The sequence below is a fragment of the Glycomyces rhizosphaerae genome, from assembly GCF_042647865.1.
GTDB classification, from domain to species: domain Bacteria; phylum Actinomycetota; class Actinomycetes; order Mycobacteriales; family Micromonosporaceae; genus Glycomyces; species Glycomyces rhizosphaerae.
In genome coordinates this window covers 276,770-292,238 of the sequence record NZ_JBHRWO010000012.1, presented here as the reverse complement: position 1 = coordinate 292,238, position 15,469 = coordinate 276,770, and the positions used below count along the sequence as shown (strand labels likewise).

The 15,469-nt window shown below is 70.5% G+C and carries 13 protein-coding genes; 2 read left to right on the top strand and 11 right to left on the bottom strand.

Annotated elements, in window-relative coordinates:
• Window positions 1-37 precede the first annotated feature (37 nt).
• Both ACFO8M_RS15650 and ACFO8M_RS15645 read left to right on the top strand, forming a co-directional pair.
• On the top strand, window positions 38-520 hold the full coding sequence (locus ACFO8M_RS15650; protein ID WP_387977212.1) for a hypothetical protein: 483 nt from the start codon (window positions 38-40) through the stop codon (window positions 518-520).
• 329 nt (window positions 521-849) lie between these two features.
• A complete protein-coding gene (locus tag ACFO8M_RS15645; RefSeq protein ID WP_387977456.1) occupies window positions 850-2,334 on the top strand; it encodes a glycosyltransferase family 4 protein in 1,485 nt (494 codons plus the stop codon).
• Between the two features lie 7 nt (window positions 2,335-2,341).
• Here the strand turns inward: ACFO8M_RS15645 and ACFO8M_RS15640 are convergent, their stop codons facing one another.
• The 11 genes from ACFO8M_RS15640 to ACFO8M_RS15590 all read right to left on the bottom strand — a co-directional run bounded on the left by ACFO8M_RS15640 (window position 2,342) and on the right by ACFO8M_RS15590 (window position 15,377).
• On the bottom strand, window positions 2,342-3,121 hold the full coding sequence (locus tag ACFO8M_RS15640) for an HpcH/HpaI aldolase/citrate lyase family protein (protein ID WP_387977209.1): 780 nt from the start codon (window positions 3,119-3,121) through the stop codon (window positions 2,342-2,344).
• Complete coding sequence (locus tag ACFO8M_RS15635) at window positions 3,118-4,305, bottom strand: CaiB/BaiF CoA transferase family protein (protein WP_387977206.1); 1,188 nt, start codon at window positions 4,303-4,305, stop codon at window positions 3,118-3,120. Before ACFO8M_RS15635 ends, ACFO8M_RS15640 begins: the two co-directional genes overlap by 4 nt.
• Window positions 4,305-6,278 (bottom strand): SUMF1/EgtB/PvdO family nonheme iron enzyme, encoded by a 1,974-nt coding sequence (locus tag ACFO8M_RS15630; protein WP_387977203.1) that lies wholly within the window; start codon window positions 6,276-6,278, stop codon window positions 4,305-4,307. Before ACFO8M_RS15630 ends, ACFO8M_RS15635 begins: the two co-directional genes overlap by 1 nt.
• Complete coding sequence (locus tag ACFO8M_RS15625) at window positions 6,265-7,173, bottom strand: ribokinase (protein WP_387977200.1); 909 nt, start codon at window positions 7,171-7,173, stop codon at window positions 6,265-6,267. The genes ACFO8M_RS15630 and ACFO8M_RS15625 overlap by 14 nt, the downstream gene beginning before the upstream one ends.
• Window positions 7,170-8,522, bottom strand: a complete 1,353-nt coding sequence (locus ACFO8M_RS15620) for an ADP-ribosylglycohydrolase family protein (protein ID WP_387977197.1) — start codon at window positions 8,520-8,522, stop codon at window positions 7,170-7,172. The genes ACFO8M_RS15625 and ACFO8M_RS15620 overlap by 4 nt, the downstream gene beginning before the upstream one ends.
• On the bottom strand, window positions 8,519-9,679 hold the full coding sequence (locus ACFO8M_RS15615) for an ADP-ribosylglycohydrolase family protein (protein WP_387977194.1): 1,161 nt from the start codon (window positions 9,677-9,679) through the stop codon (window positions 8,519-8,521). The genes ACFO8M_RS15620 and ACFO8M_RS15615 overlap by 4 nt, the downstream gene beginning before the upstream one ends.
• A 108-nt stretch (window positions 9,680-9,787) precedes the next feature.
• Entirely contained in the window at window positions 9,788-11,065 is a 1,278-nt protein-coding gene (locus ACFO8M_RS15610; RefSeq protein WP_387977191.1) for an extracellular solute-binding protein, read from the bottom strand.
• Window positions 11,066-11,106: 41 nt separating this feature from the next.
• Entirely contained in the window at window positions 11,107-11,961 is an 855-nt protein-coding gene (locus ACFO8M_RS15605) for a carbohydrate ABC transporter permease (RefSeq protein WP_387977188.1), read from the bottom strand.
• Complete coding sequence (locus tag ACFO8M_RS15600; protein WP_387977185.1) at window positions 11,958-12,881, bottom strand: carbohydrate ABC transporter permease; 924 nt, start codon at window positions 12,879-12,881, stop codon at window positions 11,958-11,960. The genes ACFO8M_RS15605 and ACFO8M_RS15600 overlap by 4 nt, the downstream gene beginning before the upstream one ends.
• Window positions 12,878-13,897, bottom strand: coding sequence for a LacI family DNA-binding transcriptional regulator (locus ACFO8M_RS15595; RefSeq protein WP_387977182.1), 1,020 nt, complete (start codon window positions 13,895-13,897; stop codon window positions 12,878-12,880). Before ACFO8M_RS15595 ends, ACFO8M_RS15600 begins: the two co-directional genes overlap by 4 nt.
• A gap of 112 nt (window positions 13,898-14,009) precedes the next feature.
• Window positions 14,010-15,377: a hypothetical protein gene (locus ACFO8M_RS15590; RefSeq protein WP_387977180.1), complete on the bottom strand. Its 1,368-nt coding sequence runs from the start codon at window positions 15,375-15,377 to the stop codon at window positions 14,010-14,012.
• Window positions 15,378-15,469: the final 92 nt, after the last annotated feature.

Here is a 15,469-nt window from a genome sequence, read left to right as displayed (position 1 = left end):
CCGCATACTTCGTCTCAACTCCCCCAAAGGAGCGCGTATGCCACTGAAAACCCTGCTCGCCACCGCGAGCGCGCTGGCGATGGCCCTGACGCCGTCGCTGGACTCCCCGAACCCGACCACCGAGGACCACGAGCACGCCCACAGCGGGAACGTCTTTCCGCTGAGCGTCATCACCGATCCGACCCCCGAGGAGGAGCGGGCCGCCGCAACAGAGGATGCGAGCGCCTTCGACCACGGCGACAAGGGGCACACCTATCCGCCCGACATCGACGGCGTCGTGCCCACCTACTACGGCGGCGACTGCTACGACGGCGTCCTGGCCTACGCCACATGGTGGTCGGAGGGCGACTGGTACATCGTGTACGACAAGTGCGAAATGGAGCGACACGGTGCGGGCCAGTCGGACTGGGACCGAGTCGGCGCCCACGAGAAGGCGCACACCGACGGCTGGGGACACAATGAGGAGCCGCGGGATCGCAACGCGGCCTTCGAGCCCGGCATCGTCATCTGCCGCTGCTAGAGCGCACCAGTGCGGCGAGGGAGCTCCTGACACCGAGCCGTAGCGCAGACGGCCCCGGGCGCGATCGCGCCCGGGGCCGGCCCTTGCTCGGCGCGAGCCGCCTCGCGTCAGTCAGCCATATCTGTGATGTGAGGCACTTTCGTTAGCGGTTTCGGTTCGGCATTCGTGTGGTCGTCACGAAATCCGAACGGCACCAACCCATGTCGGTTCATCCGCTTGGGGCGGAGCCCGCTCGATTCGCACTGTCCGAAATGGACTTTGTCTTGCTCCCCACCCGAAAGCAGCCGACTGCCATGACTCAGGCCCCCTCTCCACGCCGACGCATCGTGATGCTGGTCCAAAACGGCGTCCAAGGCGACTCACGCGTCCAGAAGCAGGCGAGGTCGGCCGCCGATGCCGGCTGGGACGTGCTCCTGCTCGGCCGCGCTCCCGGCAAGAGAGAGGTCGCCTGGAAACTCGGCGAGGCCGAAGTGCGGCTCCTCCCGCTCAAGTACCGGAGCACGCGCGCCCACGAAGTGCGCACGCCGAGGCTGTTCGCCCCGCTCGCCTACCGGTTCCCGGCAATGGGCCGCCAGCGGGCGCAGCAGGTACGCGTCTGGCGCACCCAGATCGGCGAGATCATGGCCCGCGAGGCGGTGGCGGGCCGCTCGCGCCCGGCCGCGACCATGCGGCGCCTCGGACTGCTGCCGCGCCGCGTCGCCGTCAAGATCGCCGGAACCTGGATCGGCCTGCGAGCCGGAAGCACCAAGCGCGTCGCGAACCGCAGGACGGAGATGACGTCCCCGCTGGACCGGCTCACCACCGCCTTCTGGCTCAAGACGATGGGCGACCGCGCCTGGCGCAGGCTCGACCCCGCCCTGTGGGACCTCGAGATCGCCTTCCGAGGCGCCATCGACGCGTTCGAACCGGACCTCATCCACGCCAACGACTTCCAGATGCTCGGCGTCGGCGCCCGCGCGAAACTGCGGGCCCGTGCCAAGGGACGCGAAGTGAAGCTCGTCTGGGACGCCCACGAGTTCCTGCCGGGCATCCCCCTCTGGAATCCGCACCCGCGCTGGCACCCCGCGCAGATGGGGCACGAGAGGGAGTACGGGCGGTACGCCGACGCCGTCGTGACCGTCTCCGAGACCCTGGCCGATCTGCTGCGCGACCGTCACGGGCTGCGCGAGACGCCAGAGGTGGTCATGAACGCCCCCGACGTCGACGAGGTCCATGAGGGGGCCGAGCCGCCGAGCCTGCGAGAGCAATGCGGCATCGACGCCGGCACGCCGCTCATGGTCTACAGCGGCGGCGGCGCACTGCAGAGGGGCCTGGCCGACATGGTGCGGGCGCTGCCGCTGCTCGAAGGCGTCCACTGCGCCTTCATCGTGGGGAACCTGCGCTCGGCGTTCATGACCGAGGTGCGCGCACTCGCGGCGGAACTCGGCGTGGCCGAGCGGCTCCACGTCCTCCCGTACGTCGAGCACTGGCAGGTGGTGCCGTACCTGTCCCAGGCCGACGTCGGCATGATCCCGATCCACCACTACCTGAACCACGAGCTGGCGCTGATCACCAAGTTCTTCGAGTACTCGCACGCCCGGCTGCCGATCGTCGTCAGCGAGGTGAAGACCATGAGCGCCATGGTGCGCCGCACCGGCCAAGGCGAGGTCTGCCGGGCCGAGGACCCGCAGGATCTGGCCCGCGCGGTCATGGCCGTCCTGGACGACCCCAAGACCTACCGCAAGGCTTATGAGGACGGCGAGCTGCTCGACCAGTGGACGTGGAGGCGGCAGGCCGAACGCCTCCACGCGGTCTACCGCGACCTGCTCTCCTGAAGGGGGTTCAGGGGCGGAGCAGGCTCCGGGCGCGGCCGAGCATGGCCGGGTCGACCATCTGGCCGTCCGGGAGGGTCGCTACGCCGCCTTGCTTGAGCGCCTTGATGACCGCCCGGGCCCAGGCGCGTTCCTCGTCAGAGGGGGCGAAGACCTCCTTGATCACCGGGATCTGCTTGGGGTGCACGGCGACCCGGCCGCGCAGGCCGAGGGCGCGGCCGCGTTCGGTGTCTGTGCGGAGGCCGTCGAGGTCTTGGATCGCCGGGTAGGCCGAGAGCATCGGGGCGTCGAGCCCGGCCGAGCGGGCGGCGATGAGGAGCCGCATGCGCATGTGGTCGCGCACCGAAGCGTCAACGCTGCCGACGTCGCTCGCGAGGTCGGCCTCGCCCAGGGCGATCTCATGGACGGCGGGGTGGGCGGCGATCGACGCAGCGACTTCGAGGCCGCGCGCCGATTCGATGAGCGCGGTGAGCGGGAGGCCGTCGGCGAGGTAGGCGATGGCGTCGAGCTTGCGGGCGTCGTCCACTTTGGGGATGCGCAGGCCGCAATGCGCTCCGGTGGCGCGGATCGCGCGGATCTCGTGCGCCGCACCGGGATTCACCCGTACTTGGAGAGCGACCTGGGGTGGCGAGGCGAGCCAGGAGACGATGTTGTCGAGCGCTTCGCCTTTCGCGCGGTCGGCCACCGCGTCCTCGAGGTCGAGGATCACGAGGTCCGCGCCGGAGGCCGCGGCCTTGTCGAACCGGTCGGGCCGGTCCCCCGGCACGTAGAGGGCGCTGATGGGGTTCATACGATCCCTTTCTCCCGCAGCAGCTCCAGCTGCTCGCGGGTGACGCCGGCCTCGGCGAGGACGGCGTCGGTGTCCTGGCCGTGGCGGCGCCCGGGCCAGCGGATCGCGCCCGGGGTCTCGGAGAGCCGGAAGAGCACGTTCTGCATCTTCACCGGCCCGAGCTCCTCGTCGTCGACCGTGAGGACGGTGCCCCTGGCCTGGTACTGCGGGTCGGCGAGGACGCCGCGCACGTCGTAGACCGGGGCGATGGCCGCTTGGGCCGCTTCGAAGGCCGCGATCACCTCGGCAGTGGGCCGCGCGGCGATCCAGGCGGACACGGCCGCGTCGAGTTCGCCGGCGTGCTCCGCCCGGGTGTGCCCCGAGGCGAACCAGGGCTCGTCCACGAGATCGGCGCGGCCGACGAGGCGCACCACGCGTTCCGCAATGGACTGCGAGCTGGTGGAGACGGCCACCCAGTCGCCGTCGCCGGTGCGGTAGACGTTGCGCGGGGCGTTGTTGACCGAGCGGTTCCCGCTGCGGGGCTGGAGGATCCCGAGCTGGTCGTAGGCGGTGATCTGGCCGCCGAGGAGCATCAGGATCGGCTCGATGATCGCCAGGTCGATGACCTGGCCCGACCCGTCGCGGTCGACCCCGCGGAGGGCGACGAGCACGGCGTAGGCGGCGGCCAGCGCGGCGATGCCGTCGGCGAGACCGAAGGGCGGCAGGGTGGGCGGCCCGTCCGGTTGCCCGGTGAGCGCGGCGAAGCCGCTCATGGCCTCGGCGAGGCTGCCGAAGCCGGGTCGGGCGGAGTAGGGGCCGGTCTGGCCGAACGCGGTCACGCGGGCGATCACGAGTTCGGGGTTGGCGCGGTGGAGGGCGTCGGGGCCGAGGTTCCAGCGTTCGAGGGTGCCGGGGCGGAAGTTCTCGATGAGGACGTCGGCGTCGGCGGCGAGACGCAGGAGCAGGTCGGCGCCTTCGGCGGCGCTGAGGTCGATGGTGACAGTGCGTTTGTTGCGGCCCAGGGTCTTCCACCAGAGGTTCACGCCGTCTTTGGACGGTCCGTGTCCGCGGGCGGCGTCGGGGCGGGTGGGGTGCTCCACTTTGATCACGTCGGCGCCGAAGTCGCCGAGGAAGGTGGCGGCGATGGGGCCGGCGAAGAGGGTGGAGACGTCGAGGACTTTCAGGCCTTCCAGGGGTGCGGTCATTACTCCTCCAGGTCCCAGGCGAGGCGGAAGCCGATGCTGCTCGATCGTTCCAGGCCGAGGCCGGGGAGCAGGTATTTGAGGCTGAACGACGGTTCGCGGCGGCCGCCGTCGGTGTACCAGTCGGAGCCTTCGGCGCGGTAGTCGCTGCCGCCCTTGAGCATTGTGAAGCGGGTGATGCCGTCGGAGTGCTCGCTCTCGGTCCAGTTCCAGACGGCGGGGGTGCGGCGTTCGAAGCCGGGTTGCTCGGCGGCGAGCTGCCATTCGAACTCGTCGGGGAGGCGGGCTCCGGCCCAGGCGGCGTAGGCGCGGGCGTCCGACAGGGACACGCCGGTGACGGGGGCGTCGTCGCCTTCGGCGGTGCCGCAAAGGAACCGGTTGGGGACCGCCAGCCAGTAGACTGCCTGTTCCAGGAACGCGCGGAACTCGGCGATCGAGACTTCCTTGGGGGCGACGGCGACGGGGCCGTAGAGGTCGATGTTGAGGGTCGCGGTGCGGTCGTCGTGGAGGCGCGGCGGGAGGGGCTTCCATTCCTCGACGTAGGGCGCGCCTTGGTAGAAGCCGGTCTCGCGGCGGCGGTAGGTCACCTCGACCGATCGCGGTCCGGCTTCGACTCGGATGCCTTTCGCCCGCCGCGCTGAGCGACCGGGGACCACGCGCATGGCCGCGCGGACGGGGAACCGGGCGTCGCCCGATCCGGGGTCGTCGGCGGCGGCTTCGATGACCTCGGGCAGCCATGCGGGTTCGGGTGCGCCGGGGGCGAGTTCGAGGATGCCGGTGACGCCGCGGGCGGGCACGGTGACCTCGTTCGGGTCGGTGATCCCGGCGGTGACGTCGTATCGCCTGCCGCCCTTCGGGAGCGGTGCGCGGAGCGGGTCGCCGGTCCAGTCGTGCTCGGCGCGGTTGACCAGGGTCCACAAGGTGGCGCCGTCCTTTGTCCAGCGGGACGCGTAGACCCCGGCGGCGATCGCCTCGGCGGTCGCGCCTTCGAGCGGGGACCACTCTCCTGCGGTCAGGATCTCGTGGGCCGCGCGCTGGACGCGGAGCATGCGCCGCAGGGTGGATTCGTCGCGGCGGCTCCAGCCGACCCAGACGCCGAACACGGCGTCCCACACGAGGATGCCGGTGCCGTTCATCCACGCGGACTGGAGTTCGGCGCTGTGGTCGCGGTTCCAGCGGCGGATCGCGTGCATCATGTGGCGGCGCTCGTACCAGTGCGCGCGCATGACGCCGGGCGCTTCGGAGTCGGCGAACCACTGGGCCCAGCTGAGCAGGTGGTCCTCGACGCGCGGGTTCGGGACGCGGGACTCGCCTTCGAGCACTTGCGGCGGTTTGGTCTCGGCGAGCGCGGCGGTCAGGCGGGGGTCGCCTTCTTTGAGGGTGTCGAGGAAGACGCCGTCGACGCCGAGGTCCTCGACGAGTGCCGCCAGTTCTTCGGCGTCGGTGTTTCCGCTGCGGCGGGTGCCGGTGTCCCACGGGTTGTAGTCGATGAAGACGCGGAGACCGCGTTCGTGGAGGTCGGCGACGAGGTCCGCGAGGCCGGGGACGTCGCGGTAGTAGTCGAACTGGTTGCGGTCGTCGATGCCGATGACCGGGTAGGCGTGCCAGAGGACGAGGCCGTCGAGGCCGCCCTGGTCGGCGATCGAGGCGAGGAACGCGTCAACGGTGAAGCGCTGCTCGGCGTGGTTGAAGATCCGCTCGTCCCACAGCCACACCTGGGCGACGGCGTAGGCGCGGCTCGCCCAGCTCGTCTCGGGGCGGTCGTAGGCGGCGCCGCTGTAGGCGAGCCGGTCGCGGGCCTCGTCGCGCCAGGCGGCGAGGTCGGATCGCCAGCGCGGCCAGTCGGCGGGGTCCTCGGGGGCGGCGAAGATCTTGGCGATGTCGCCGGTCCCGGGGTCGATCGCGCCGCCGGGCGGCAGCACCGTGGGCAGGTCGACGGGCCTGGGAACGAGAGGGTCGAAGTCATTGGGCTGCAAGGAACTCGTGCACCTCCTCGCGTGTCGGGATGGACGGTCCCGCGCCTTTGCGCTGGACCGCGAGCGCGGCGGCGGCGGTCGCGAACTCGGTCGCGGCGACGAGGGAGCGTTCGTCGGCGGTGTGGTCGAGCGTGGCGGCGAAGGCGCCGACGAACACGTCGCCCGCTCCCGTGGTGTCCTGGACTTCGACCTTGAAGGCGGGGATCTTCACGGGCGTGGTCCCCCATCCGCCGACGAGGGCGCCTTCGGCGCCGAGGGTGATGACCACGTCGCAGCCGTGCACGGTGAGGACCGACATGAGCGAGCGCTCGCCGGTCCCGGCGGGTTCGCCCGCGAGTTCGGCGGCCTCATGTTCGTTGACGACGAGGATGTCGATCTTGCTGAGGAGTTCGACGGGGAAGGCGCCGCTGGGCGCCGCGTTCAGGACCACGACCGTGTCGGCGGCCCGCGCGGCGCGGGCGGCGGCGATGACCGTCGCGAGCGGCGTCTCCAGTTGGAGGACCAGGACGTCGGCGGCGGCGATCTCGGCGAGTTCGGCTTCGGTGAGGTCCACGAGCTCGGCGTTCGCGCCCGAGTTCACCACGATCGAGTTCTCGCCCTTGCGGTCGACGAAGATGAGGGCGGTGCCCGTGGGGGCGTCGACGCGGCGGTCGAGCAGGGTGATCCCGGCGTTCCGGGCCTCCTCGGCGAGGCGGTCGGCCGCCTCGTCCTGGCCGAGCGCGGTGATGAACAGCGTGTCGGCCCCGGCGCGGGCGGCGGCGATCGCCTGGTTGTTGCCCTTGCCGCCGGTGAAGGACGCGAAGCCGCGCGAGAGCACCGTCACGCCCGGCGAGGGGATGCGGTCGACCTCGTAGACCAGGTCGAGGTTCGCACTTCCGATGACGACCACGCTCATTTGGAGACCTCCAATGTCCGAATCGCGAGGGCGGTGAATCGCGCCCCTCCGAAGCCTGGCACAGAGCTCGCGAGCCGGTCGCCGAGTGGCTCGATCCATGTGGCCGGGAGTTCGCGCGCGCCGGTGAGGGCGCCGGTGATCGCGCCTGCGGTCGCGCCCACCGAGTCGGTGTCCCAGCCGCCCGAGACGGCGAGGGTGATGGTGCGTTCGAAGTCGCCGGCGCCTCGGGCGAGGGCGAACGCGAGGAGGGCGGCGTTGGGGAGGACGTGGACCCAGTGGAGGTGGCCGTACTCCTCGTGGAGGAGGTCGACGGCGGCCTCGTCGTCGAGGTCCTCGCGGGCGATGGTGAGGCCGCGCCGGACGGCGGCGGCGTAGCGGCTCGCCGAGGGCACGACCGCGAGTGCGGCGGACAGGACGGTGTGGATCGGTGCGCCGGTGACGGCGGCCGCGTTCGCGGCGGCGGCGAACATCGCGCCGTAGATCCCGTTGCGGCCGTGGCTGAGTCGGGCGTCTTGGTAGGCGAGGCGGGCGGCCGCCAGGGGGTCGCCGGGGCGGGCCCAGCCGTAGAGGTCGGTGCGGATCTGGGCGCCGATCCAGTCGCGGAACGGGTTGCCGACGCGGCCCGCGATCTCGGGTTCGTGCCCGGCGAGGAGGTTGCGGTAGGTGATGCGTTCGGCGGTGAAGACGCGGCCGGCTGGCAGCAGGTCGAGCCAGGCCTGGGCGACGTCGTGGGTCTCGAAGCCACTGCGCGAGCGTTCCAGCAGGTGGAGCGCGATGAGCGGGAAGTTGAGGTCGTCGTCCTCGGGCATGCCGTCGATGTTCTCGGCCAGGCTCGTGGGGCGGCTGCGGCGGTTCCACGGGTAGCGCGCGGCGGTCGCGGGGTCGAGGCCGACTTCGGTGAAGTAGCCGCTCAGGGGCCAGTTGCCGGTGGCGCGGGCGATGGCGCGGATGCCTTCGAGCGGGAGCTTCTCGACGGGTTTGCCGAGGAGGCACCCGGCGGCGCGGCCGAGCCAGGCGCCGTGCACGCGGTTCGCGTGGTCGGCCCGCTCGTTCGCGGGCAGCACGGGAGCCGCGCCGCGGGCGAGGATGGCGTCGAGGTCTTCGGGTTCGTCGGTGAGCAGCTGCTCGGGGTCGGCGAGCTTGTCGAGTTCGGTCTGGAGTTCGCGGGCGAGTTCGCGCAGGTGCGCGGGCGCGGGTTCGGGTGAGGCCCCGCTCGCGGGCGGCTCGGGGTCGCCGCCTGCGGCGGTCCAGCGTTCGCGCACGTCGGCGGCGTCGCGGCCGTCGAGGTCGGCGGCGACGAGCGCGTGGGGCAGGAGGTCTTCGGGCTGCGTCCAGCTGAGGCGGATCATGCCGGCGCCTCGGTGAACTCGTTGCGGGCCTTGGCGACCCGGGCGGCGCGTTCGGCGTCGGCGGCCCACACGTCGCGGGCGACGCCGGCGATGACGGGACCGGTGAGGGTGACGTCGATGCGGCTGCCTTCGCTGACGCCGGTGATCCATTCGGCGGGGACCGCGTCGACGCCGCCGAGGGCGCCTGCGATCGACCCGGCCATGACGGCGATCGAGTCGGAGTCGCGGCCGTAGTTGACCGCGCCGAGGACCGCTTCGCGGTAGTCGCCGCCGGTGGCGATGAGCATCCCGAGGGCGATGGGGAGTTCTTCGATCGCCTTGGTGCGGCTGGGGATCCGGGCGTCCATCGCGGGCGCGCGGTAGTCGGGGCCGACGGTGTCGAAGGGTTCGACGGCGCGGCGCAGGTCGGCGAGGCCGCCCCGCCAGTCGCCGATGGAGGCGGCGGCTTCGGTGACAGCGGCGATGGCGTTCCTGGTGCCGTCCTTGGCGAGACGGAGCGCGGCGTCCACAACGGAGTCGACGTCGGCGCCCGGCCGCATCGCCTCGGCGACGGCGGCGGCGTAGACCCCGGCGGCCTCGCGTCCGTAACTGGACTGGTGGGCCCCGGCGACGTCGATCGCCTCGGCGTAGGCCGCTTCGGGGTTCCCGGCGTTGACGATGCCGATCGGCGCGACGTACATGGTCGCGCCGCAGTTCACGATGTTCCCGACCCCGGCCTCACGTGGGTCGATGTGGCCGTAGTGCAGTCTTGCAACCAACCACTTCTCCGCCAGGAACACTCGGTGCAGCAGCAGCGCCTCGGACTCCAGTTCGGGGACCCACCGCTTGTCGCCGATGAGGAGCGGCACCAGATGCTGGGCGATCGCGTGGGCGTCGAGGTGGTCACGCACGTGGGCGTAGACGTCCACAAGGGCCGCGGTCATCAACGTGTCGTCGGTGATGTGCCCGTCCCCCTTGTGGTACGGGGCGATCGGGCGGGCGTTGCGCCAGTCCTCGAGGAACGGCGGCACGATCCCCTCGATGAAGCCGCCGTAGCGCTGCTGGATGGCCTCGGGCGTGTTCCCTTCGGCCGCACCGCCGAGCGCGTCGCCCACCGCCGCTCCCGCGAGGGCTCCGGTCGCCTTCGCGACCAGCGTGTCCTGCATCGGCAGGGTCATCGTGTCTCCTTCTCGTTCTCGGCGAAGCTTGCGAGCTGTAGATTTGCAAGGATTCGGTGCCCGCCGGGGCGAGGGGCGTCGGTCCCCGGCGGGCGTGAAGCGAGGGTGTCAGCCCAGTTCGGACCAGCCGTCGGTGAGCTGCGTCGCGAGCTCGTCGGCGGTGATCTCGTCCGCCAGGTACTGCTGGAGGGCGGGCGTGGCGAACTGGTCCTTCCACTGGGGATAGTTCACCGCGGACTGGAACGGCGCGGCCGCGAGTCCTTCACCGGAAGCGAGGATGGCCTCCCAGCCGTTCTCGCCTGCGGTCTGCTCGGCGACGAGGGTGCGGGCGTCACCGGAGGCCGGGATCAGCCAGTCGCCCTGGGCGAGCGAGGCCTGGTGCTCGGCCTGCATGAAGAAGTCGATGAACGCGGCCGCGCCCTCGACGTTGTCGCTCTCGGCGGCCACGGACATCGTCTGCGGGTTCGCGGCCTGGGCCGTGCCCGCGGTGCCCGCGAGCGGCGGCAGGACCGCCCAGTTGAAGCCCTCAGGGGCGGACTCGGTGATCTGCTGGGCCACGTAGTTGCCCGCCACGTACATCGCGTACTTGCCGTCGAAGAAGCCCGGCAGCACATCCGAACCGCTCTGCGTGAGCGAGACCGGGTCGAGCGACCGGTCGCCGTAGGCCATCGCGTGGATCCGCTCGGGCACGGCGAGTTCATTGGCGCCCACCTCGATCGAGGCCGAGTCGCCGCCACCGGAGAAGAACGTGCCGTCGAAGCCGAGGGACAGGCTCATGACTGCCGCGGTCGGCTGCTGCATGCCCCAGCCGACCCCGTACGTGCCGTCCGCCGTGAGCTCCTTGGCGAGCGCCTGGAAGTCGTCCCAGGTCAGCTGCTCCCCCGCCGGGACCTCGACGCCGGCGTCGGCGAACGCGTCCGCGTTCACGAACACCACATAGGACTGGAGCAGGGTGGGCGCGGCGACGACCGCGCCGTCCGCGGCGGTCACGGACTTCCAGACGTCTTCGGAGACCGCGCCCTTCACGTCATCGCTCAGGTGCGGGCTCAGATCGGCCAGGTAGCCCTGGTTCGCGAAGCCCATGATGTCGGCCGACTCGTCATGGATCACGTCGGGCGCGGTGCCGCCCTGGAACTGGGTCACCAGCTGGTCGTGCACGTTGTCCCAGCTGCCCTGCACGAGTTCGACCTGCGTGTCGGGGTTCGCGTCGTTCCAGGCCTGCACGATCTCCTCGGTCGCGGCGATCGTGGTGTCCTGGAACGCCAGCGACTGGAACGTGAGGGTCGACGCCGCATCGTCGTCACCGCCCACGCCGAAGGCGGAGCAGCCGGTGAGCGCGAGGGGCAGGGCCATGGCGATCGCGACGGCGCTGTTGCGAGTTCGCATTGCATTCTCTCTTTCGGTAGGCATCCGGCGGATGAAGGGGATCAGCCCTTCACCGCGCCGCTGAGGAGTCCGGCCGTGAGCCGTTTCTGTATGAGCAGGAAGAACACGAGGCTCGGAATGCACGACAGGAGCGCGGCCGCGGCGAGCTGGCCGAGCTCGACCTGCCCTTCGGCGCCGAGGAAGCGCGCGAGCGCGAGCGGCAGGGTCTGCATGTCCGGGTCCTGGATGAGCACGAGCGCGAAGAAGAACTCGTTCCAGGAGTTGATGAACGTGAACAGGCTGGTCGCGACCAGGCCCGGCGCGAGGAGCGGCAGGACGATCCGCGTCAGGGTGCGCAGGCGCCCGGCTCCGTCGACCGCGCTGGCCTCCTCGAGTTCGACGGGAATGGCGGCCACGTAGCCCTGGAGCATCCACAGCGCGAAGGGCAGTGCCCACACGGCGTAGACGAGCACGAGGCCGAGGAGGGTGTTGACCAGGCCGATGTCCTTGAGCAGCAGGAACAGCGGGATGATGATGAGGATGAACGGGAAGACCTGGCTGAGGAGGATCCAGCCGGTCGCGAAGGCCCGCAACCTCGTTCGGAAGCGGACCAGCGCATAGGCGGCGGGCAGCGAGACCGCGGTGACTACGGCGGTGGTCGTGACGGCGACCAGGAGGCTGTTGCCCGCAGCCGTGTAGAGGTCGGCCTTGTCGATCGCCGAGGTGAAGTTGTCGAAGTTCAACTGCTGCGGCAGCAGCCCGGCGTCGGGCGATTGCAGCTCCTGCGGGGTCTTGAACGCGGTGGTCAAGAGGAACACCAGTGGGAACCCGAGGAAGCACATGTAGGCGAGGAGTGCGAGGTACTGGAGCGGGCGGGCCATCGGGTTGCGCCCCAAGGTCTTGGCGAGTGTCGTCATTGGAGGCGCCTCCGCATCTGGCCGCGCAGGTAGAGGAACAGGAACGCGCCGATCACGATCACCATGACGTTGCCCATGGCCGCCGCGTACCCGAAGTTGCCGTACCGGAAGGCCTCGTTGTACGCGAAGAGGCTCGGCAGCATCGTGGTGCCGCCCGGGCCGCCGGCGGTGAGCACGAAGACCAGCGCGAAGGAGTTGAAGTTCCAGATCAGGTCGAGAGTCGTGATGGCGATGACGATGGGCCGCAACGAAGGGAGCGTGACGTGCCAGAAGCGGCGCCAGGTGCTCGCGCCGTCGATGGCGGCGGCCTCGCCCAGTTCCGCAGGCACGGACTGGAGTCCGGCTAGGAGCGTGATCGTGGTCTGGGGCATCCCTGCCCAGACGCCGACGAGGATGACCACCGGGAGCGCGGTCGAGGCCTCGCCGAGCCAGTTGACGCCGTTGGGAAGGCCGATGGCGTCGAGGGAGCGGTTGACCGGGCCGTAGTTGCGGTTCAGCATGAGCTGCCACATGATCGCGATGATCACCGGCGGCATCGCCCAAGGGATGAGCGCGAGCGTGCGGGCGAGCCAGCGCAGCCGCAGGTCCAGATTGAGCAGCAGCGCGAGGCCGAGCGAGGCGAGGAACTGGAGGATCGTGACGCTGAAGGCCCAGACGAGGCCGATCGTGAACGAGTCCCAGAACAGGCCGTTGCCCGCCAGCTCGACGTAGTTGTCGACGCCGTTGAAGTTCGTTTCGACACCCAGTCCGGCTTCCGCGTCCGTGAAGCCGAGCAGGACGCCGTACACGAGCGGGTAGACGCTGAAGAGCATGACCGGCAGCAGTGCGGGCAGGACGAGCAGCCAGGCGTCGCGGCCGTCCTTGGAGCGCTTGCGGCGCTGCGGAACCGGGAGTTCGAGGGGCGGGGCGGCTGCGGTCACTGGGCGGTCTCCTGCAGGGTCGATTCGCGAACCGACAGGCTCGGGGGGATGACGAGTCTGCGGACCGGCGCGGCGGGGTCGGCGATCCGGCGGACGAGCAGTTTCGCGGCGGCCGCGGCGCGTTTGGCGGACCCGAGGTCGACACTGGTGAGCGACGGGGTGGCGAGTTCGGCGGTGTCGGTGTCGTCCATGCCGACGACCGCGACGTCCTCGGGCACGCGGGCGCCGGTCGCGGCGAGTTCCTTCAGGGCGGCGACCGCGAGCAGGTCGTTGGCGGCCACGATCGCGTCGGGCCGGGAGCCTCCGAGGAGGCCCGCGACGGCTTTGCGGCCCGCGCGGTAGGTGAATCCCGTGGCGGTGACCTGGAGTTCGGGTGCGTTCGGCAGGTCGAAGCGTTCGAGGGCGGCGAGGTATCCGGCGAGGCGGGCCGAACCGGGGACGGTGTCGACCGGGCCGTTGACGAGCGCGATGAGCTTGCGGCCCTGGGCGACCAAGTGCTCCATGGCGAGCCCGACGCCGGTGGCCGAGTCGGCGCGCACGTTGTCGAGAGCGACGTCCTCGGGCAGCGAGCCGATGACGACAATGGGCAGTCGGCTCGACCGCATGGCGTCGATGAGGTCGGCAGTGATCCTGAGAGGACTCAAGATCAGTCCGTCGGCGTACCCGCGGTTGAGGCTGCTGAGGAGGTCGATCTGGTCCTGCGGGTCGCTTCCGGTGGAGGACACCACGAGTCGGTAGTCGGCTTTGGCGACGACGCCGGTGACGGCCCGCATCATCTGCACGTACACGGGGTTGCCGACGTCGGCGACGGCGAGCGCGATCTGGTCGGTCCGTCCGGTGCGGAGGGTGCGCGCGCTGGCGTCGGGGACGTAGCCGAGTGCTTCGGCGGCCTCGCGGACCTTCTGCGTCAGCTCTTGAGAAGCGGAGCCCCCGTTGAGGACTCGTGACACGGAGGCGACGGAGACCCCGGCGCGCGCGGCCACGAGTGCAAGGCTCGATCGCTTCGGCGCAGGCATGGGCGGCCCTCTGTCTCGTCGTTGAGAACGTTCTTAAGAACGATTTCACGAACACTAGCAGAGCTCGCCTTCATTGTCACTAGTCAATTTCCGGTCTGTGAACTCCCAGCTCTCAGTCGCTGAAAGGCATCACCCGTGCGATTTGGACGGTGTTGTCGCCGCCGGCGGCCGGGTAGGCGACGCTGCCGTCGTCGTAGGCCTTGAACGCTTGATAACTGTGGTCGGGCACGTCGATTCGGAACGTGTCGCCCACGGCCTCACCGCTTGCGGAGTCGCGCACGCTCGCCTCGATGGAGTCGCCGGACTCCCAGGCGAGCAGCATGTGGTCGGCGCCGTAGGAGACCAGGTGCGGATGCTCGGCGTCCACGTCGGGCTCGATCGTCGAATCCGAAGGCCCGTCGGTGAAGTGCTCCAGGCGAGCCTGCCCGCCCTGGCTCCATGCGGTCCAGTACCCGCTGCCCGAAGCCACGAGGTCGCCGCCGAAGAGAGTCCCGTCGCACGTCCCTGCGGCGACGGTCTCGTAGGCGGGCACGGCGATGCGGCACTGGTTGTCGGTCGCGCAGACCATCCCGAACTCGTCCCGCTCGGCGTTCCAGGCGATCCGCGTAGTCCAACTGTGGCTGCAGCCCACTTCGAAGCTGTCGGCGTGGTCGACCAGGTTGCCGTCGGCGTCCACGACCTGCATGCGGTCGCCTTGGTGCACATCGACACAGCCGCCGTTGGCGACGGTGACGGCGACGCCGAAGTACGCCGCGTAGTGCTCGCCGTCGGTCGCGAGTCGGCCGTGGTGCTGGTACCACCAGACGAACCGCGCGCCGTCGTCGTAGCCGCCGAGTCCGTCGTCCAGGTTGGTCACTTCCCGTTCCCAGACCTGGTTGCCCTCGTTGTCGAAGCGGACCATGTGCATCGTGTTGCAGGGGCTCGACTCCCCGCCGCAGAGCCGCCCGTCCCCGCAGTTCCCTTCGCGGGTCACGAGGACCACTACGCCGTCGGCGTCGGCCTGCACGTCCTGGAGGTCGATGCCCTCGAAGGCGATCGCCTCCCCTTCGAGCCGGTCGTCGCAGTCGAGCCTGCCGAGGTGGATCTGGTCGTCGGTGCCGACCCAGGCGAGCCAGGAGCCGCCTGGTCTCGCCGCGATCGCCATGGGCAGGCGATCGGTGTCGCCTTCCTGCCCGTAGCCGATCACGCCGCCACCGATGTCGACCTGGGTGACCGTGACTTCCGGTGTGTCGCTGGGGACTCGCTCGCATTCGCCGACCGCCTCGGGCGAAGGGGATTCGCTGGGGCCGGCGAGCGCGACCGCGTCGGGAGGCGCGGAGGTCGTTTCGGTGGATTCGGACGCGGTTTCCGAGGGCTCTTGCGCCCCATCGGAACTCGCGGGATCGGTGGGCGTGAGCGCCAATGAGGCGGCCACGGTCGTGCCCGCGAAGAGCGCCGCCGCAGCGGCGACCACTATGGAGATGCGTTTCCAGGTTGCCAAGCGGGGCTTCTGATCATCAGAAGCAGGGGTTTTTGAAGGTCTCATGCCGGTTTCGTCCTTCAGTATGCACACCGGCGGCCGGGGTCGGCCGC